16 protein-coding genes, 3 tRNA genes and 2 rRNA genes are annotated in these 20,855 nt (G+C 39.0%); 5 read left to right on the forward strand and 16 right to left on the reverse strand.

Features of this window, described 5'->3' with window-relative positions:
* Positions 1 to 96: 96 nt before the first annotated feature.
* The 4 genes from menB to P9E47_RS09675 are packed head-to-tail and all read right to left on the reverse strand — an operon-like array spanning position 97 to position 4,931.
* On the reverse strand, positions 97 to 921 hold the full coding sequence (menB, locus tag P9E47_RS09660) for a 1,4-dihydroxy-2-naphthoyl-CoA synthase (RefSeq protein WP_003333467.1): 825 nt from the start codon (positions 919 to 921) through the stop codon (positions 97 to 99).
* Positions 921 to 1,748, reverse strand: coding sequence for a 2-succinyl-6-hydroxy-2,4-cyclohexadiene-1-carboxylate synthase (gene menH, locus P9E47_RS09665; RefSeq protein ID WP_326163280.1), 828 nt, complete (start codon positions 1,746 to 1,748; stop codon positions 921 to 923). Before menH ends, menB begins: the two co-directional genes overlap by 1 nt.
* The gene (gene menD, locus P9E47_RS09670) at positions 1,738 to 3,528 is read right to left on the reverse strand and encodes a 2-succinyl-5-enolpyruvyl-6-hydroxy-3-cyclohexene-1-carboxylic-acid synthase (RefSeq protein ID WP_326163281.1); all 1,791 of its coding nucleotides are present in this window, start codon (positions 3,526 to 3,528) and stop codon (positions 1,738 to 1,740) included. The genes menH and menD overlap by 11 nt, the downstream gene beginning before the upstream one ends.
* A complete protein-coding gene (locus tag P9E47_RS09675) occupies positions 3,528 to 4,931 on the reverse strand; it encodes an isochorismate synthase (protein ID WP_326163282.1) in 1,404 nt (467 codons plus the stop codon). Before P9E47_RS09675 ends, menD begins: the two co-directional genes overlap by 1 nt.
* A gap of 287 nt (positions 4,932 to 5,218) precedes the next feature.
* On the opposite strand from P9E47_RS09675, the gene P9E47_RS09680 reads away from it, so the two are divergent.
* The 3 genes from P9E47_RS09680 (at position 5,219) to P9E47_RS09690 (ending at position 7,946) form a co-directional block, all read left to right on the forward strand.
* A complete protein-coding gene (locus tag P9E47_RS09680; RefSeq protein ID WP_326163284.1) occupies positions 5,219 to 6,154 on the forward strand; it encodes a 1,4-dihydroxy-2-naphthoate polyprenyltransferase in 936 nt (311 codons plus the stop codon).
* A gap of 104 nt (positions 6,155 to 6,258) precedes the next feature.
* Positions 6,259 to 7,011 (forward strand): TraR/DksA C4-type zinc finger protein, encoded by a 753-nt coding sequence (locus tag P9E47_RS09685; protein WP_003333461.1) that lies wholly within the window; start codon positions 6,259 to 6,261, stop codon positions 7,009 to 7,011.
* Positions 7,012 to 7,148: 137 nt separating this feature from the next.
* Positions 7,149 to 7,946 (forward strand): TIGR00266 family protein, encoded by a 798-nt coding sequence (locus P9E47_RS09690; protein WP_326163285.1) that lies wholly within the window; start codon positions 7,149 to 7,151, stop codon positions 7,944 to 7,946.
* A 110-nt stretch (positions 7,947 to 8,056) separates the two neighbouring features.
* Here P9E47_RS09690 and P9E47_RS09695 read toward each other — a convergent pair whose 3' ends face one another.
* The 7 genes from P9E47_RS09695 to glgB form a co-directional block, all read right to left on the reverse strand.
* A complete protein-coding gene (locus P9E47_RS09695; RefSeq protein WP_003333459.1) occupies positions 8,057 to 8,497 on the reverse strand; it encodes a universal stress protein in 441 nt (146 codons plus the stop codon).
* Between the two features lie 113 nt (positions 8,498 to 8,610).
* A complete protein-coding gene (locus P9E47_RS09700; RefSeq protein WP_326163286.1) occupies positions 8,611 to 9,903 on the reverse strand; it encodes an S-layer homology domain-containing protein in 1,293 nt (430 codons plus the stop codon).
* A gap of 133 nt (positions 9,904 to 10,036) precedes the next feature.
* Entirely contained in the window at positions 10,037 to 12,433 is a 2,397-nt protein-coding gene (locus tag P9E47_RS09705) for a glycogen/starch/alpha-glucan phosphorylase (RefSeq protein ID WP_326163287.1), read from the reverse strand.
* A 49-nt stretch (positions 12,434 to 12,482) separates the two neighbouring features.
* Positions 12,483 to 13,919, reverse strand: coding sequence for a glycogen synthase GlgA (glgA, locus tag P9E47_RS09710; protein WP_003333455.1), 1,437 nt, complete (start codon positions 13,917 to 13,919; stop codon positions 12,483 to 12,485).
* Positions 13,916 to 14,953 (reverse strand): GlgC family sugar phosphate nucleotidyltransferase, encoded by a 1,038-nt coding sequence (locus P9E47_RS09715; RefSeq protein WP_003333454.1) that lies wholly within the window; start codon positions 14,951 to 14,953, stop codon positions 13,916 to 13,918. Before P9E47_RS09715 ends, glgA begins: the two co-directional genes overlap by 4 nt.
* A gap of 12 nt (positions 14,954 to 14,965) precedes the next feature.
* Positions 14,966 to 16,099, reverse strand: a complete 1,134-nt coding sequence (locus tag P9E47_RS09720) for a glucose-1-phosphate adenylyltransferase (protein ID WP_039957869.1) — start codon at positions 16,097 to 16,099, stop codon at positions 14,966 to 14,968.
* Positions 16,029 to 18,044: a 1,4-alpha-glucan branching protein GlgB gene (glgB, locus tag P9E47_RS09725; RefSeq protein WP_326163288.1), complete on the reverse strand. Its 2,016-nt coding sequence runs from the start codon at positions 18,042 to 18,044 to the stop codon at positions 16,029 to 16,031. The genes P9E47_RS09720 and glgB overlap by 71 nt, the downstream gene beginning before the upstream one ends.
* Positions 18,045 to 18,444: 400 nt before the next feature.
* On the opposite strand from glgB, the gene P9E47_RS09730 reads away from it, so the two are divergent.
* Together P9E47_RS09730 and P9E47_RS09735 are read left to right on the forward strand one after the other, a co-directional pair.
* A complete protein-coding gene (locus tag P9E47_RS09730; protein ID WP_003333451.1) occupies positions 18,445 to 18,816 on the forward strand; it encodes a response regulator transcription factor in 372 nt (123 codons plus the stop codon).
* A gap of 15 nt (positions 18,817 to 18,831) precedes the next feature.
* A complete protein-coding gene (locus tag P9E47_RS09735) occupies positions 18,832 to 19,713 on the forward strand; it encodes a hypothetical protein (protein WP_003333450.1) in 882 nt (293 codons plus the stop codon).
* Between the two features lie 57 nt (positions 19,714 to 19,770).
* Here P9E47_RS09735 and P9E47_RS09740 read toward each other — a convergent pair.
* The 5 genes from P9E47_RS09740 to P9E47_RS09760 all read right to left on the reverse strand — a co-directional run.
* Positions 19,771 to 19,842, reverse strand: a tRNA-Glu gene (locus P9E47_RS09740).
* Positions 19,843 to 19,863: 21 nt separating this feature from the next.
* A tRNA-Asp gene (locus tag P9E47_RS09745) sits at positions 19,864 to 19,939 on the reverse strand.
* A gap of 3 nt (positions 19,940 to 19,942) precedes the next feature.
* A tRNA-Met gene (locus tag P9E47_RS09750) sits at positions 19,943 to 20,019 on the reverse strand.
* Between the two features lie 169 nt (positions 20,020 to 20,188).
* Positions 20,189 to 20,305: ribosomal RNA gene (rrf, locus tag P9E47_RS09755) — 5S ribosomal RNA — on the reverse strand.
* A gap of 391 nt (positions 20,306 to 20,696) precedes the next feature.
* A 23S ribosomal RNA gene (locus tag P9E47_RS09760) occupies positions 20,697 to 20,855 on the reverse strand; the annotation flags it as partial.

Below are 20,855 nucleotides of genomic sequence, written 5' to 3' on the forward strand. Positions count from 1 at the left end.
GGGACAAAGAACCCGCCCCTGTGTCCCAGTTAATTGAAAAAACAGCTTAGCATAAGAAGTTGCTAAACTGTTCTTCACTCAAAAAATCCTTACCTATTAAGGGAAACGCGGGAACTGATTGAAGTCTGGTGTGCGCTTTTCTTTAAAGGCGTCACGGCCTTCTTTTGCCTCATCAGTTGTATAGTATAGCAGCGTAGCATCCCCAGCAAATTGTTGGATTCCTGCTAAACCATCTGTATCAGCGTTGAATGCTGCTTTTAGGAAACGAAGTGCTGTTGGTGATTTTTCAAGCATTTCATTACACCATTGAATTGTTTCTTCCTCTAGTTTTTCTAACGGTACAACAGTGTTAACTAGTCCCATATCAAGGGCTTGTTGTGCGTTGTATTGACGGCATAAATACCAGATTTCACGAGCTTTTTTGTGACCAATAATGCGCGCTAAATAGCCGGAACCATAACCAGCATCAAAGCTTCCAACCTTCGGACCAGTTTGACCAAAGACAGCATTTTCAGCCGCAATTGTTAAGTCGCAAACGATATGTAGAACATGTCCGCCGCCGATGGCGTAACCTGCTACCATCGCAACAACCGGCTTTGGAATAACACGGATTAAACGTTGTAAATCAAGTACATTTAAACGTGGGATATTATCCTTGCCGACATATCCGCCATGACCGCGGACTGACTGGTCGCCGCCTGAACAGAATGCTTTTTCACCAGCACCTGTCAAAATAATAACGCCAACTTCAGAATCATCACGTGCATCAGCAAAAGCATCAATCATTTCCCCCACAGTCAGTGGTGTGAACGCATTATGTACATGCGGACGATTGATTGTAATTTTTGCAATACCATTATATTTTTCATAAAGAATTTCTTCATACTTGCCTGGATATTTCGCTACCCATTCTACTGCCATTAGAATACCTCCTGTTTGTCCATTTTTAAATAGTCAAATACTATTTTACCAAAAGTTTCTGGTTGTTCCACATGAATTGCATGACCGGTGTCATTTATGATTAAAATTTTTGAATTTGGAAAAAGCTCATGCATCTTCTGTCCAATCATGCAAAACTTTTGATCATCTTCTCCTGCTAATAATAAAACTGGCTTTTGAAAATTATTCAGCTGCCCCCACCATGAAGGTTGGACGCCTGTGCCCATGCCGCGAAGGCTATTAGCCAAGCCTTGAGTGCTATTTTCTAGTCTTTCTTGACGTATGGATTGTTTTCTGACATCAGACAACCTTTGTTCCTGCGTAGAAAATAACGGGATTTTCTCCCAATAGTCTACAAATTCATGAATGCCGACCCGCTCTATTCTTTCGGCTAATTGATTATCCTTATCTATTCTCGCAAGTCGTTCCTCTTCAGGCTCCAATCCTGGCGAACTGCTTTCCAAAATTAATGAAAGGACATATTCAGGATATAGAATTGAAAAGGACAATGCAACCCGGCCACCCATCGAATACCCCAGTAGATGGACCTTTTTAATATTCAGTGTATGTAAAATCTCCTTTAAGTCATGGACTACATTATCCATTGAATAACGATCAACATCCTCGGGATGATCTGTTTTACCGTGGCCGATTATATCTATTAAAATAAGCTTAAAGGAGCGGCTCCAATCGTTAATAAACGGTTCCCAGGTCTGAAGTGTACCGGTAAATCCATGTAAAAGAAGAAGTGGTTCACCTTCGCCGATTGTCTTCACGTGATAATTGATGCCATTTACTTTAATGTGCATCTCCTTCACCCCGCTCCCAGTTTGCTTTGATAGTTTCGTTTGCAATCCGCCAAATTTTACGATGTTTTTCAGCATTCAATGAACGGTCAGTTCTAACTTCAATTACGTTTAATCCCTCAACATCTTTGCTGTTTTTAATTGCGGCCGACAACTCATTCCAGTCGTCAATTCTCTTAAACTCACCGCCATACATCTTCACAACATAACTATAATCAAGACCTAATGGCGTTCCAAATAACAGCTCAAAATTTTTCGGGTGTTCACTTTGTGGCAGGAATGAAAAAATTCCCCCGCCTTCGTTATTCACAATCACAATTGTGGCATTCAACTTATGTAGCTTTGCAGCTAAGAGCCCATTCAAATCATGGTAAAAGGTTAAATCTCCAACTAGAAGAATAAGCGGCTCTGCTACTGTACTAGCACCAAGCGCTGCCGAAATTGTTCCATCAATTCCGTTTGCACCCCTATTGGCCATGATGCGAATGTTCCGTTCCGTATTTAAGAAAAAGCTATCAACATCTCTAATCGGCATACTATTACCAACAAAAAGGGTCGCATTATCCGGCAAATTCTCAGCGATACGTAGGACTACCTGACCTTCAAATTCCTGTTCTTCATTTCCAAAATGTTGGAGTACTTCCCCAGCGACACGGTCTGCCCTTATCCAACTTTCAAGCCAATTACTGGTAGGCTCCCCCGTTTTTCGCCCTTTATTTTCCAAAAGAATCTTGTTTAATAATCGGCAAAATAAAACAGGGTCAGCGTGAATTACCTCTGATGCTAAGAGTGTCGGGTCACGCCATAGCCCTTCTCCATCAATAATAATTTGCTTAATCTGCGGATTTTTTTTCAAAAATAATAATACAGCCTTTGAGACCGGCATGGCCCCAAATCGGATCACTACTTCAGGGACAAGTTCCTGTGATATGTATTCGTCACGCAAAAATGCGTCATAACTATCAATAACTAGTTTTTTATTATACACGCCGCTTCGTAATTGTGATAACGGGTCTGCGATAACCGGAAAGCTTAATTTATCACCAAGGGCAACAACTTCTTCTGCAAAGCCAGGACGGTCCAATGGGCCGCAAATAATCAATCCCCGCTCAATTCGAGTGAGCCCGCTTGCCAGCAATTCCAATTCCTCATCCTTCATCATCAACTTTGATTCGGCTGCCTTAACGAATTGTGTTCTATAATCCAAACCGCTTTCCCAAATATGTTCATCCTCGATAATTGGAACAAGTGGCTCACGAAATGGAAAATTCAGATGAACAGGTCCGCTCGGGCCACTTAGCGATGTAGAAACCGCTCTTGCCGCAACAGTACGTACGTAACGAAGAATTTCCGGACTTTCCTCCGGGATTGCCATTTCAACAAACCATTTCACTTGCTTCCCAAAAAAATTGAGCTGATCAATGGCCTGAGGTGCACCAATGTCTCTCAATTCATGTGGGCGGTCCGCAGTCAATACAATCAACGGAACCTGCGACTCCTTTGCTTCCACTACTGCCGGCATATAATTAGCAACTGCAGTTCCGGATGTACATACAATGGCCACCGGCTCTCTTCGTGCTTTCGCCATTCCTAAGGCAAAAAAAGCAGCTGAACGCTCATCAACATTTAACCATACATGTAAGTCGGGATGCTCAGCTGCAACCATTGCAATGGGCGTTGATCTCGATCCTGGGCTTACGACAATATTCTTTACATTTGACCGCACTAATTCATCCAAAAAAGCAGCAACATAAACCGATAATGCTTTACTCGCTGATGTCATTAAAATGATCCCCCTAATGCAGAAAGCATTGGTCTTAATTTCATTTGTGTCTCTTTATATTCTTCGATTGAATCTGAATTTCCGACTATTCCACATCCGGCAAACAATGAGGCTTCTTTTCCTTGTAATAACCCTGAGCGAATCCCTACAGCAAATTCACCATCACCATTACTATCAAGCCAGCCAATAGGACCTGCATATAAGCCTCGATCTAAATGTTCAATTTCTCTTATTTTACGAAGAGCTTCTTCACGCGGATATCCACCTAATGCCGGAGTAGGATGAAGTTTTTCAACAAGGGTTAATAACGATACCGTATTTTTTACCTTACCAATAATCGGCGTATAGAGATGTTGAATATCACGAACTTTATATAAAGTTGGATTTTCCGGTACGATAACCCGATCACAACCTTGTTCAAAGGCAGATCTAATTGCTCGAACCACTACTTCATGCTCATGTAGATTTTTTTGATCCTGTAAAAGTTCATTGCCAAGATGGTCGTCCTCTTCTTCCGAATTTCCTCTTGCAATGGAACCGGCTAAACAAGTTGTAAAAGCCTCTTCCCCTTCCTTCTTAATTAAGCGCTCTGGGGAGGCACCTATAAAGCAATCCTGACCACTTTCAACCGCAAAAATATAGCTTGACGGTTGTTCTTTTCTAAGACGATTTAAGATATCTTCAGTTTTAAATGGAAAATCACTTTTTACACGAATTTCCCGTGCAAGCACTACTTTTTCAATTTCGTTATTTCGAATCTGACTCGCAACAGTATCAACTGATGAAATCCATTCATCCTTCGAAACTTCTTCTATTATAAATTCTTTACCAAAAGAGGCTTCATAAGGAATGTGGGCATCCTTACATAAATCTTTTTGCTCTTTTGATAAAGATTCTACGATTTCGTCTACATTTGTATCACCATGAACAACAACATTTAATGTTAACCAGAATTCATTCTTAGTAATTGTCAATAAATGCTGCGGAAGCATCATTTTGGAAACGGGGAAGGAACCCCAAAGTTTCGTTTTTTCTTTTCTTGGATCAAAGGAAAATGCTCCCAATATTACCGGCCCTACTCCTGATACTCTTTCCTTCGGCTCAATTACACTAAATTCATTTAGTTCGATCCATTCCTTCTCTACTTGTCCAAAATTATTGCCACCATTGCTTTCAAAGGTGTACGCATTTCCAATTCCAACCATGACAAAATCCCCACTAGGTGCGGACCAGAATATCCTTTCACCTGTGCGGTTCTTTCCTCTTTCATAGAAGGTAACCGGGTCTATAATTAAATCAACTTTTGTACTAGTACTAACCAATATAGAGTGAGAAACAGACTTTGCTTGTTCAACTCCATAAGCGATTTTTTTGTGTATTGTACTTTGTTGAATCGTTACCACTACTTCTCCCCCTTACAAAACCGTACGTCAACTTATTTTATCATACTTCAAATGTTTTACCTATTAATAGGTGCAAAACTTGTAGAAATTCGTAATTCAATTTAAAATAGTATGTCCTTGTCAATTTGTGCATATTCGCTGAAAACCATTGACACAAAGGGGTGTTTTTCCTAAACTAAATAAGTATGACAAATAATGAAAGTGTAGAATTTTGATGTATTTTACACAATAAATAAAAGTTGTTTTAAGTTTGTCGTTTGGGGAATCGAAAGGGGGACAACTTAAAGATGGAAATAAAAATTCCAGAACAGCAACTGGGTATTAATAAAAATAAGAGTATGTGGAAAATTTGGTATCGCCAATTAAGGCCCCACACGTTAACGGCTGCTTTTGTGCCGGTATCTATCGGCAGCGCCTTGGCACTACTAGACGGCCATGCAAATATATTGTTGTTTTTGGCTATGCTCTTAGCAAGTATTCTTATTCAGGCAGCCACTAATTTATTTAATGAATATTATGATTACAAACGTGGTTTGGATACGGAAGAATCGATCGGAATTGGTGGCGGTATCGTCCGCGATGGGATTGCACCAAAGACAATTTTAAATGTTGCATTAAGCTTTTTTGCAATAGCGATTCTTCTTGGTGTATATATTTGCGCAAGTTCCAGTTGGTGGATTGCGGCAATCGGTATAGTTTGTATGTTTACAGCTTATTTTTATACCGGTGGTCCTTATCCAATTGCTTATTCTCCTTTTGGAGAAATTGTTTCCGGCTTCTTTATGGGGGTTGTGATTATCCTCATTTCATATTTTATCCAGACAGATTCGATTTCATTAGAAAGTTTTTTAATCTCAATTCCAATTTCTATTTTAATTGGTGCGATCATGCTATCTAATAATATTCGTGATCTTGATGGAGATAAAGAAAGCGGACGCCGAACACTTGCGATTCTTCTTGGTAGAGAAAATGCTATTAAGCTTCTTGCTGGAATGTTTACAGTTTCCTATGCTTGGATCATTATACTAATGGCTATGGGGATTGTTTCTCCATGGTTATTAATCGTATTCGGAAGCCTGCCAAAGGCAATGAAAGCCGTACAAGGTTTTAAAGGAAAGACTCTTCCAATCCAGATGATGCCGGCAATGAAAGCTACAGCTCAAACGAATACAATATTTGGCTTCCTTGTCGCAGCCGGATTATTACTAAGTTATTGGGTTTAAGCACATGATCTTTGTATCATGTGCTTTTTTTGCGGGGATGATTTGGCCTTTTTTGTTCATACTAATTTTGAGGCAGAAAATTTGGTCAAAAGGAGCGTTTTTCCATGCTTACTCCTAATGAACTTTCATCTCTAAAAGCTGAATTACTTAAACGGAAAAAAGAAAAATTAGAAGGGTTGGAAGCAACCGATTATTACGATACAGAGCGTGCCGGGGTGCATGACTCCATCGGCGAACTATCGAATTATGATAACCATCCTGGAGATCATGGAACCGAGCTTTTCGAACGTGGAAAGGACATTGCCCTAGTAGAACACACGGAAAAAGAAATTAAAGATATAAACCATGCGCTCGCCAATATCGACAAGGGAACGTACGGAAAATGTGAGGAATGTGGGAAGGACATACCTGTTGATCGGCTAAAGGCATTGCCTACCGCTACCCACTGTATTGAACATACCCCAGACAACGAGGTATCGCATGACCGTCCAGTGGAAGAAGATATATTAAGCCCACCCTATGAAAAGTTTGTAAATGATGGAAAAGATGCAACCTTTTACGATGCCGAGGATTCCTGGCAAGATGTTGGGAGATACGGAAGTTCTGATACACCCTCCGACTTTCTTGATCCAAGTATGTTAGATTATAATGACATGTATATGGATTCGGATGAAAATGTTGGTTTTGTGGAGGACATTGAAAGCTTTGTTGCCACTGATATTTCAGGTAATAATATTCAGGTTTTCCCTAATGTAATCCATGAATTATATGAAGATCGTCTTGATTCAGAGGATGTTATGGCGGTTACTGGTAATCTTGGTGGGGCTGAATTGGAGTCTTTTGATAATGATGAATAAATATTAATACTGAAAAAGGACTGTTCCTGTAGTGGGGAAACAGTCCTTTTTCTAAAGAATATTTTTAATTGCATGGGAAAATTTGTATGGGCCACATGTTATAATGAGGTTGATACATATCAAAGGAGGAGTTTCGCATGAATTCACATGAAATCGAATATAAACTTTATGGCGATGATATGCAATTTGTTGAAATCGAACTAGATCCGGGTGAAAGCACAGTTGCTGAAGCCGGGGCGATGATGATGCAAGAGGATGGCATCGAAATGGAAACCATTTTTGGCGATGGAGCTTCTTCAGACAAAGGATTATTCGGAAAATTACTAGGTGCAGGTAAACGTATTCTGACAGGTGAAAGCTTATTTATGACTGTATTTACAAACCAAAGTTCTGCCATTAAGCATGTTTCTTTTGCTGCTCCCTATCCTGGAAAGATTATTCCAATGGATTTGAGTGAACTTGGTGGTAAAGTGATTTGTCAAAAGGATGCGTTTTTATGTGCTGCTAAAGGGGTTTCAGTTGGAATTGAATTTCAACGCAGGCTAGGTGCCGGCTTTTTCGGTGGTGAAGGCTTTATTATGCAGAAGCTTGAAGGCGATGGCCTTGCTTTCCTCCATGCCGGTGGAACGATCTATAGGAGAGAGCTGCAACCTGGTGAACGCTTAAAAATTGACACTGGCTGTCTAGTTGCGATGACAAGGGATATTGATTATAACATTGAATATGTTGGTAAAATTAAAACGGCTTTCTTTGGCGGAGAGGGATTATTCTTTGCGACCGTTCAAGGACCAGGCACGGTTTGGGTTCAATCGCTTCCATTTAGCCGCTTGGCAGATCGAATTTTTGCTTCAGCTCCAAGCGCTGGTGGAAAAAGCCGTGGTGAAGGCAGCATCCTCGGTGGTATCGGAAACTTTTTTGATGGGGACAACGACTAATCGAAAATCGGAAGAGGCTGGCCCATGCTATAGGGTCAGCCTCTTCATTGTCCAGCTCCAGCGCCCAGCGACGTATAAACTTTGCTGAACGGACGCTTCTGCTTTTCTCATTACTTCACAATAAATACGGGACAATTTGCTTTTTGAACAACAAAATGGCTTGTGCTTCCTAAGAACATTTCTTTAATTCCACTTAAGCCTCTGCTGCCCATCACGATCAAATCACAGCTTGTTTGGTTTGCATGATCGACAATTAATCTGCCCGGGTTGCCTTCTAGGACAACAGCAGCTGTTTTATTTGGCAGTTCAGCAATTTTTTCTTTTACTTCACTAAGAATCTTTTCTGCATTTTCTCTTATTTCATTTATTAATTCTTGGTTATAAATACCATAACTTCCCATTGAAGTGGCAGTTGGAGGATTAGAAACAGCTACAACTGTTAATTCGATTCTTTCATCCTGCTTTGCTAATGCCATTGCCATATCTAATGCTTTTTTACTTAAGTCAGACCCATCATATGCTACGAGAATTCTAGAATAAAAGGTTAACATTTCTCTCACTCCATTTCCATATTCTACATTATATTTTACAACACGATCGAGATTAAAAGTCTTGTTATTTACGTCTATTTTTAGAACCTTTTTGCAAAATTCAATCAAAGGTTCTACTGTTTTTCAGTAGGCTGAGGCAGTTGTTCGAATCCTTCTGGGATGTCCTCTAAACTTGGAAATTTTTCAGCATTTTTAGCAGCTTCCGGCAACACAATATCATTTACATTATTGAAATCTGAAAAGTTTATATCCATCACATAATGAATGCTTTCAATTGGCATTTCCAGCGCAGGGTCCTTTGCTGCTCCATATTTAATTTCAAATTGAATCATTTGGTGTGTTGGTAGTAATGTTTTTTCATCCACCATCATCGTTCCATCCATTGTCATTTCAATATTAGGCATGCCTTCTAAGTCAGAAAGTAAAGTATTGGATTGGTCTTTTAAGACGCTTGACATCATACCGATGATTTCTTCTAATGAGTTAATTTTACCGCTAAATCCAAGCTTGTACTGACTTTGTCCATTTACTTGTTCCTTACCCAAATCTCTATAGAAGAAATATTTACGATTTAAATCATTCATCATATTCATATTATCTTCATTGATATTCATAAGTTCCTCAAATGATAGTGGCATAGCGGCACTCATGTCCAACCATTGGTCCTCGCCCGAGTTTGGATCCGTCATTCTCATAAAAATGCCTTCTGGAACAAAATATTGGTCGATGACCATCTCCACTTCTTTATTCGTTTCAGGGTTTGGCACTTTTGTTGTAATAGTTTGAAGCAATCCCTTTTCTCGATTAAAGCTCATGACAATATCGCTGTTCATTTTCATGCCGTTTGTCATCCCCGGAATTTCAGGTGTTCCTTCCTTCAGCTTAAATTCCATGGACATTGTAGCATCAGCTTTGAAAGACTTTTGCTCGTTTTGGGCAGCCGTCGTTTTATCTAAAAGCTCTAAAGCCGTTTTATCGCTTGTTAAAGCTTTTGAAACGATTTCCTCAGCTTTTTCTAAAGTAAGGATTTTCGTATTTTCAAAAGTGATTCCATATGTAGATGCTAAAGCAGATGTTGCATCTCCTTGTATTGCTAGAAAACGAGAAACGATGCTGCTTGCTTCTGCCGGAGTAATCGTTTGATTTGGTTTAAAAGTGCCATCTTCAAAGCCAACTACTATTTTTTTGTCTTTTAATACTTTTGCAGCATTAGCATATGGTGAATTGGCGGAAATATCCTTTGGTAGTTCAACCTTCAGATTTGCTGCATCATACCCTAAATGATCGACGACAAGTTTAAAAAATTCCCCACGCGTAACGGCTTGGTCATTATTTGCACTTGCTGAAGTAAGTGGGCTCGCTACTAAAAGTGCTGACAATACCAATGAAGTTACTCTTTTTTTCATGAATAACGCCTCCTATAAATCTAGTTTTTACCAGTACACTTATATTCTACCATATTATTAATCTTAAAGTTTCAAAAATCGAATAGAAAAAAGAATACCGAATACACTAAAATCGGTATCCTTTTTATTAAAATTACGAACGGGTAATTCCCCAAATTTCATCCGCATATTCCTGGATGGTACGATCACTTGAGAAGCGTCCCGATTTGGCAATATTGATAATACTTTTTTCTAACCATTGATCGCGATTTCGATAGGCTTCTCCGACTTTTTCGTGGGCACGGACGTAGGTGCCAAAGTCTTTCAGAACAAAATATTCATCATTTTGGACGAGCAAGGAATCGTAAATCGTTTCAAATTCATGGGCAGGGACAGGAAAGAAACCATTAATTAACTGGTTGATGACTTGATTCAGGCTTTGATCATGATGATAATATTCAATTGCCCGATAACCACCATTTCTTTGATAAGCAAGGACTTGCTCTGCTGTTAATCCAAAGGTAAAGATATTGTCCGGACCAACCTCTTCAAAGATTTCTACATTGGCCCCGTCCATCGTTCCAAGAGTAATAGCACCGTTCATCATAAACTTCATATTTCCAGTACCGGATGCTTCCTTACTTGCCGTAGAAATTTGTTCACTAACATCTGCAGCGGGAATAATCGTTTCAGCTAGGGAAACACGATAATTTTCTACAAAAATGACTTTTAATAAATCTTTTGTTTTTGGATCATCATTTATTTTTGCAGCTAGTGTATTTATTAATTTGATTATTTTTTTTGCATAATAATAACCAGGAGATGCTTTTGCACCAAATATAAAAGTGTGAGGTGTGATAGAAAAATTAGAATCCTCCTGCAAGCGATTATACAAATACATGATATGCAAAATATTTAAAAGCTGACGTTTATAGGCATGAAGTCTTTTAACTTGAACATCAAAAATAGAATGTTCATCAATTGCAATACCTGTTAATTGCTTAATCTGTCTGGCAAAGGCAAGCTTATTCTGGTATTTAACCTCATATGCCTTTTGTTTAAAGCCGGCATCATTTGCAAACGGAAGAAGTGCCGATAAGTGCTCCGGTTTCGCAATCCATTTATCACCGATTGCCTCAGAAATCGTCCGAGCAAGCTCAGGATTTGCTTTTATCAACCAGCGACGGTGGGTAATTCCGTTTGTCTTATTATTAAACTTGGTTGGATAATAGTCATAAAACAGCTTCATTTCCCGCTCTTTTAGTATATCTGTATGGATTTTGGCCACCCCATTGACACTGTGGCTGCCGACAATAGCTAGATGCGCCATTTTGATGACACCATGGGCAATAATCGCCATCTCTTCGATCCTTTTCCAATCCCCAGTATACTTATCCCATAATCCCCTACAATAACGCTCGTTAATTTCCTCGACAATCATATAAATTCGAGGGAGAAGCGGTTTAAAGATGGAGATTGGCCACTTCTCAAGGGCCTCCGATAACGTCGTATGGTTCGTATAGGAAATGGTATTGGTCGTAATATGCCATGCTTCTTCCCAACCCATTCCATGTTCATCCATTAATATTCGCATCAATTCCGGAATCGCTAATACTGGATGTGTATCATTAATATGAATCGCTACCTTATTATGAAAATCGCTTAGATGATCATTATTTTTCAAATAGGTCCTAACAATACTTTTTAACCCAGCTGAAACAAGAAAATATTGCTGCTTTAACCGCAAAATTTTCCCTTCAATATGGGAGTCATCCGGATAAAGGAATTCAGATATCGCTTCTGTTTCCCGTTTATATTTCATGACATCCCCTTTGTCAGGTCGAAACTGGGAAGGCTCCGCACTCCATAGCCTTAAAGTATTGATCGTTTTATTTTCATAGCCAATCACAGGCATATCATACGGTACGGCTGTAACGGTCTCCGCGTTGATATGGTGAAACATTAACGGTCCATTTCCGTAGGAAACCTGAATATCTCCACCAAATTTAACTTCGATTGACTGACTCGCTTTTCTAATTTCCCAAACGTTTCCGTTTCTTAACCATTGCTCTGGCAATTCAACCTGATAGCCGTCAATAATTCTTTGGTCAAATAACCCATGCTTATAGCGGATGCCTACACCATGCCCTGGTAAGGAAAGGGATGCTAATGAATCTAAGAAACAGGCAGCAAGACGGCCTAAGCCTCCATTTCCAAGACCGGCATCTACTTCCTGTTCTTCTACTTCTCTTAAATCAACACCAAGTTCTTTTAAGCCTGCTTCTACTACATCCTGAACCCCTAGGTTTAATAAATTGCTGCCCAATAATCTTCCTAATAGAAATTCAATTGAGAAATAGTAGGTTTGCTTTTTATGATTCGCGCGATTTCTTTCATTCGTCTCAATCCAAGCATGACTTACATATTCACGAACCATTTGTCCCAATGTATTATATAGTTCAGGCAGAGTGGACTCCTCAAAACTTTTACCATACATAATTTCATATTTTTCAAGGAATTGTTGCTTAAAAGCATCTTTCGTCGAGAACATTAATAAGCTCCCCCTCAACTTGCAAATTTCAGATTATAGATATGTTCAATCAATATTGCCCCTCGGCTAGGACCTTATACATTCCGTTATACTTTTGGGCTGATTGAGACCAGCTATAATCCTGCGCCATTGCCGTTTTTACGAGTTTTTCCCATACATGCTTTTGATTATAAAAATGAAGAGCACGTTGGATAGTATAAAGCATGTCATGGGCATTGTAATTTTTAAAAGTAAAGCCATTTCCAGTTTGCGTCTTTTCATTATAGGAGGTTACTGTATCATTAAGACCACCCGTTTCACGAACAATCGGAATCGTTCCATAGCGCAAAGCAATTAATTGCCCGAGCCCACATGGTTCAAATTTAGACGGCATTAAAAATAAGTCTGAACCAGCGTAAATTTGATGGGCAAGTTCCTCATTAAAACCAATATATGCCCGAACCTTTTTTCTGTTCAAGCTTTCCATTGTCCGAAAATAATCTTCAAATTCGGTATCACCGGTTCCTAGTACAATAAACTGGATATCATGGGCTATGACCTCATCAAATACCAGTTTAACAAGGTCTAATCCTTTTTGGCTTGTTAATCTCGAAATGATGGAGATTAATGGAATATTGGCATTCTCTTCTAATCCAAACATTTTTTGAAGATGAAGCTTATTTTTTATTTTATTTTCCGGAGAATTTTGATCATAGTTTTGTATGATAGAAGGGTCTTTACCAGGATTATAAATATCAGCATCGATTCCATTTAAAATCCCTTTTAATGCCGTATGCCTTGAACGCAACAGCCCATCCAGCCTCTCCCCGTAATAAGGCATTTGGATTTCATTCATATAGGTTGGGCTGACTGTTGTTATTAAATCGGAAGAGACAATCGCCGCCTTCATGAAATTTACACAGCCATAGAATTCCAGCTGCTCATCAAAATAAGAATCATCCAGATTTAATAAATCACCTAGAATTTCTCTCGGAAAAATTCCTTGGAATTGCAGATTATGGATCGTGAATATTGTACGAATATCAGCATATTCCTTTAAGTCCCGATACTGCGCGTTAAGTAAAAACGGTACCATTCCTGTATGCCAATCATGGCAATGCAGGATTTCCGGATTAAAATCCAAGTGTGGAATCGCCTCTAAAACAGCCCGGCAGAAATAAGAGAACCGTTCTCCATCATCATAATGACCATACATTGTATCCCGCTTAAAATAGTACTCATTATCTATGAAATAATATACTATTCCCTCATACTCTAGCTTTTCGATTCCACAATATTGGTTTCTCCAGCTTAATTGCACATTAATTTCAACCATTTTCTCCATTTTATCTTTAAACTGCTGTCCAATGGCACCATATTTTGGCATGATAACCCGCACTTCACTGCCAAGCTTCTTTAATTCCTTTGGCAGGGCTCCAGCAACATCGGCTAGACCACCGGATTTAATGAATGGTACGCATTCAGAAACTACAAACAATATATTCACGAATTCATCAGCGCTCCTTGTACACTACCCTTTTGAATAACAACAGGTGCCTCCGCAGTCCCATACATTTTTACCTGGTCATTAATCGTAACATCTTTATCAAGTATGACACCTTCAAGTACCGCACCTTCCCCAATTTGGCTCTTTTGCATAATGATGCTGTTCTTAATGACAGCATCTTTTCCAACTTTTACACCACGAAAAATAATACTATTTTCAATATGTCCCTCGATGATACAGCCGTTCGCTATTTGCGCATTCTTTACAATCGCATTCTTGCTATATCTTGTTGGTGGTTCATCCTTAACCTTTGTATAAATTGGTCGTTTTGGTGAAAATAAATGCTCCATAATTTCCGGCTGTAATAACTCAAGACTATATCGGTAATAATCTGTTATAGAATTAATGGTTACGGCATACCCATCATATTCATAACTGTGACAGGTTAGTTTTTGTGGGAATTTTTCAATCACATCACAAAGACCATAACGACTGTAGCGTGACTCATCATGATGTGCATCAAGTATATCTAAGAGCAACGTCTTTTTAAGAATATACATATCAAGGGGCTCACCATTTTTGCAAACCTCGGTAATGTCAGCTCCAGTTTCAATATGACGGTTTAAAACATCATTAAAATCAAGATTACAAATCGTATTACTTCCAGCTATTACAGCATACTCCTGTGTACTACGATATAAATAATCCTTATGATATTTAATATAGTGCAATACAGATGCTAAATGGTCATTTTGCGAGTTGAACGGTGGTGGGAAGAAAAAGAGTCCATCTTTTTTTCTATTTAAATCCCAATCCTTACCTGAACCAAGATGGTCCATTAAGGAACGATAATGATATTTCGGAAAAATCGCAACACTTTGTATTCCTGAGTTTACCATATTTGATAAAGCGAAATCTATAAGGCGATAACGTCCCCCAAAGGGAACCGCTGCTGATGAGCGCATCATCGTTAATTCTTTTAAATCGCCGAAGCTTGTTGTTGCATCTATTAACCCTAACATTTCATTACTCATTGTATTTCACCTCTAACAGCTAATTTTCTCTTCTGCTACTAATACAACCTGGCCTTTCTTCTCAGGTAAAATAATACGGTCATTCTCAATCATCATATCGCTGGCAATAATGGCATTTTCAATCCGGCAGTTAGCCCCAATTCTCGCACCTGGCATAACTACGGAATCCTTCACGATTGTACCCTTGCCAATATGTACTCCCGGGAATAAAACAGAGTGCTCCACTGTACCATTTACCATGCAGCCTTCATTAACTAATGACTGATGAACGGTTGCTGTTGGCGCAATATATTGTGGGGGTTGATTTGGATTAACGGAATAAATCCTCCAGTTATAATCATTTAAATCAAGCTCCGGCTGATCTTCCAGTAAATCCATATTAGCTTCCCATAGGCTTTTTACTGTTCCAACGTCCTTCCAATATCCTTTGAAAGGATAGGCATTTAGCTTAAGCCCTTCTTCCAGCATTAGAGGAATGATATCCTTCCCAAAGTCATGGCTCGAGTCTGAATTACGATCATCCATTTCTAAATAAGTTCGTAATGTTGCCCATTTAAAAATATAGATTCCCATCGAAGCCAAATTGTTTTTGGGATGGTCCGGCTTCTCTTCAAATTCAGTGATTTCTAAATCCTCGTTCGTATTCATAATTCCAAAACGACTTGCTTCATCCCACGGTACTTCGATAACAGAGATCGTTGCATCCGCACCTCTTTTAATATGGTAATCAAGCATTTTAGAATAATCCATCTTGTAAATATGGTCACCCGATAAAATCAACACATGTTCAGGATCGTAGTGCTCGATAAAATTCATATTTTGAAAGATTGCATTAGCTGTTCCACGGTACCACCGACCGCCATCCTGTTCCATATAAGGTGGCAATACTGTTACACCACCATCTCTTCTATCCAAGTCCCAAGCACTGCCAATCCCTATGTATGAATTCAATACAAGCGGCTTATATTGCGTTAAAACACCTACTGTATAGATACATGAGTTTGTACAATTACTTAAAGGAAAGTCAATGATCCGATATTTACCGCCAAATGGCACAGCTGGTTTTGCAAGATTTCTAGTTAGTAAACTTAAGCGGCTTCCTTGCCCTCCAGCCAGAAGCATTGCAATACATTTTTTTCGACGCATTTACTCTTCTCCCTTTCGTTAATGAGGTGAATTTATTTTGAAATTTACTTTTACCAAGCTGATAAATTCGACGTATCTTTTTCGTAGGACGCAAGATTGAAATACCAAACGGCGGTATTTTTATTGAAATATAATACGGTTGCCCATGCCAATTTCTCTTTTTGCTTATAAGCTCCCCGGTATTTACTTGTCCTGTACCGCCAAATTCCGTTTCGTCGCTGGAAAACACTTCAACGTACGAAGCATGCAATGGTACACCAACCTTGAAATCCTGATAAACAACAGGGGTAAAATTACAAACAATAATTAAAAAATCGTTCTTATTTTTGGATTTTCTCATAAAAGATAAAATACTTTGTTCTTTATTATCCGGGTCAATCCACTGAAATCCATCCCAGCTTAAGTCAAGCTCCCAAAGGGATCTTTCTTCTTTATAAAATTTTAACAGCTTTTTAGTATATGCATGGATTTTATTATGCATGTCATAATTTAATAGAAACCAATCAATCTGTTCCAAGTCTTTCCACTCTTCAAATTGACCAAGCTCCCCACCCATGAAAACTAATTTCTTCCCCGGATGCGCCATTAAATAACCATATAATAAACGAAGCTGCGCAAATTTTTGCCAATAATCTCCCGGCATTTTATTCAGTAAAGACTTTTTCCCATGAACGACTTCATCATGTGAAAACGGAAGGACAAAGTTTTCTGTATACGCATATAAAAGGGAAAAGGTCAGTAAATTATGATGGTATTTTCGATAGACTGGATTAAGTTCCATGTATTCCAATACATCATTCATCCAGCCCATATTCCATTTATAATTAAATCCTAATCCACCAGTTGTCGTCGGAGCCGTCACTAATGGCCATTCTGTAGAATCTTCAGCAATCATCAAAGCGGTGGGGTTGTATTTAAAGACCTGCTCATTAAGGGCTCTTAGAAACTGAACGGCATATTGATTTTCCTGAATCGTACCATCGCCATTCATGTCCCAATACAGCATATTGGCCACAGCATCCACGCGAAGCCCATCAATATGATAGACATCCATCCAGAATATGGCATTTGAAATCAAGAAGCTTTGGACTTCTGTTTTGCCTAAATCGAAGTTGGCTGTTCCCCAAACGTCATTTTGCATCACAAAAGGATTAGCATACTCAAACGTCGGTTCCCCATCAAACAAATAAAGGCCGTGAGCATCTTTACAGAAATGACCTGGCACCCAATCCAATATAACTCCAATCCCATGCTGATGGCATTTATCGACGAACTCCATAAACTCATGTGGACTCCCGTATCGACTCGTTACTGAATAATAACCTGTCCCTTGGTACCCCCATGAACGATCAAATGGATGTTCCACTAGCGGCAATAATTCTATATGGGTATAACCAGCTTCGACAACATATGGAATCAATTCATCAGCAAGTTCACGATATGATAAAAACTCCCCATTCTCCTTTGTTTTCCATGTTCCCAAATGAACCTCGTAAATAAACATTGGTTCATTGTAGGATAAATGCTGTTTTTTATGATGGAACCACGTATTATCATTCCACTCATAGTTTGAAAGATTGTAAATAATCGAAGCTGTATGTGGACGTTTTTCTGAATAAAAGGCGAAGGGGTCACTCTTTCTTAAGATCCGGCCATCTGCAGTGGTGATTTCATATTTGTATAAGGCTCCTTCAGAAACTTTTGGAAAAAAGTTAGTCCAGATACCTTCTTCGTTCATTTTTTCTAAATGATAATGGTCCCCAATCCAATTATTAAAATCGCCAATTACACTAATCTTTTCAGCATGCGGAGCCCAAACCGTAAACCGAACTCCTAAAACACCTTTTTCTTTTCCAATATGCGCCCCAAACGTTTTATAGCTTTGAAAAAGCTGGCCAAGATGAAATAAATAGGCATCATACTCTGTCGGATGGGAAATTACCATTGAAATACCTCTCCTTACTAACACGTTCTAGGTGATAACTTCTATATAAAAACCTATATTCAAGAAGTATACATGAAAATCCTTTATTGATCTGTTAAAAATTTGTAAACAATACAAAAATGTCGAAAATTTGTTATATTTCCAAAATGAATTTTGGGCAAAAAAAATGAGAAGACAAATGATGTCTTCTCAATAAATTATGTACCCTACATGAGGATATGCCTTACAACCAATTTCAATTATAGCAAAATAGTAAAAACGAGACAATAAACACTTTTTTTAAAGATTGTGGCAAATCTCGGAATATTTTCCACATGTCGTCATTTTATGCAGGATTTTTACACTTTCTAACGAAATTTAACATTGTGGAATAATATCTTATGTAAGGAGTGCTCCCATAATGGAAGTCAATTTAAAATTCTTATTAGTTGATGATTCAGTATTAATTCGTAAAAAGCTTAGAAGCATTCTTGAAAAATGCAATTGCAAAAATATTTTTGAAGCAGAAAACGGAAAAATAGCAATTGAACTTGTAAAGCAGGAACAGCCAGACGTTGTATTTTTAGATATTATCATGCCTGATAAAGATGGAATTGAAGCTCTTAAAGAAATAAAAGAATATAACTCAGATATTAAAGTGGTCATGGCTTCTTCCGCAGGTACACAATCACATTTACGAAAAGCAATTGAACTAGGTGCCTATGATTTTATTCAAAAACCAGTAACATTGGAAGCTGTTGCAAATATTATCGAAAAAATAATTAAAGAGTAGCGGGGGAAATTTACTATGTTTAGTCAATATTTTGGGCATTATTTATTGAACAAAGGATTAATCAATACGGAACAGTTAAAAGAAGCGTTAGAGCTGCAGGCTGAAACACATGTTAAATTGGGCGTCTTATCCGTTAATGCTGGCTATATGACACCGTTTCAAGTGGAAGAAGTTCATGAAAAGCAGAAGCAGATTGATAAAAGATTCGGCGAGATCGCGATCGAGCTCGGTTTTCTTACTGAAGAACAGCTTGATCAATTGCTTTCAGGTCAAAAACAAAATCATTTAATACTAGGACAAGCCCTAGTTGATCTCGGGATTTTGAATATTGATCAATTTTCAACGGCGTTAAGTAATTATAAAAAAGAACATAGTTTATCAGATGAGCAATTTGATGCTATTAAAGCTGGAGATATTGACACATTAGTCGAAACTATCGTTGGTTTAGAAGATATTTCTAATAAGAAGTTATATGCGAATTACTTATCTCTTTTTGCAAAAAATTTGATTCGCTTTATTGATGACCAAGTACGTCTAGAAGCCAAAAAGGTAAATGATCAATATAAAGCCAATTGGATGGTTACCCAATTAATTAAGGGAACTGGAGCTGGTGAGCAAACACTTTCAACAGGAATGGGCTGCGATGAAGAAACCTTTATTAAATTCGCTTCCATTTACGCTGAAGAAACGATCGATGAAATAGACGAGCTCGCCAAGGCTTCTGTCAGTGAATTTTTAAATCTACATAATGGAATCTTTTTAGTTAATATGTCCAATCGTGGTGTAGAACTTAATATGGAGCCCCAGCAAATTCATGAAAATGCTATTGTTCCGGTTAATGCAGTAATTGTAACTGCCTATCTGTCTTTTGGTGCTATAGATGTTATGATTTGGTAGGGCAAGTAATATCCGAACTACAAAAAAAGACTAACATTCTGTTAGTCTTTTTTTAGATGACCCGTACGGGATTCGAACCCGTGTTACCGCCGTGAAAGGGCGGTGTCTTAACCGCTTGACCAACGGGCCATAAAATATATTTGGTTAAAATGGCGGTCCCGACCGGGATCGAACCGGCGATCTCCTGCGTGACAGGCAGGCATGTTAACCGCTACACCACGGGACCATTTGGTTGCGGGGACAGGATTTGAACCTGCGACCTTCGGGTTATGAGCCCGACGAGCTACCAGACTGCTCCACCCCGCGATAGTAAAAATTATATAATATTGTACTTCCTTCAAAGTTTACTTAGAAACGACTGTCCCTTCCTCTGCAAGCTTATTCTTGGAAGTGAATGCGTCGGGACAACTCGAAGCAAATTCACTGATGCTTTGCTCGTTGCTCCACCCCGCGATAGTAAATAAATAATGTATATGCTTGGCAACGTCCTACTCTCACGGGGGGACAGCCCCCAACTACCATCGGCGCTGAAGAGCTTAACTTCCGTGTTCGGAATGGGAACGGGTGTGACCTCTTCGCTATCGTCACCAGGCATACAGGATGTATGTCGTTCTGCGTTTGTCACAGGACGTGACAGTTTTTAGCAGAACATCCTATGTTTTTTTGAAGGTTGTTCCTTCAAAACTAGATAATCTGCATTCATATTCACTATGTCCAGCTACAGCTCCCAGCGACTAGTAAACTTCACTCATCTCCCTACGATAAGTCAACATCGACTCACTTTGTTCGTCGTGTTTCCTTTATCTCAGTCGACGCGCTCCAGTTTATACGTCGCTAAACGGTCGCTTCCGCTTTTCTATTGTCTAGTTCCGCAAGCTAAGCCGTACGTCTGTTTCACACCCTCCATCGAAGTCAAAAAGCGACTTCTCGTCGAGTGCTCCAACAGCCTAGCGGCTTGAGCAAGCTTGCTCCACTTTTCGTTTTTGGTTAAGTCCTCGATCGATTAGTATCTGTCAGCTCCACGTATCGCTACGCTTCCACCTCAGACCTATCTACCTCATCGTCTCTGAGGGATCTTACTTCTTACGAATGGGAAATCTCATCTTGAGGGGGGCTTCATGCTTAGATGCTTTCAGCACTTA

It is taken from the genome of Schinkia azotoformans, assembly GCF_035811335.1.
Classification (GTDB): Bacteria; Bacillota; Bacilli; order Bacillales; family Bacillaceae_J; genus Schinkia; species Schinkia azotoformans.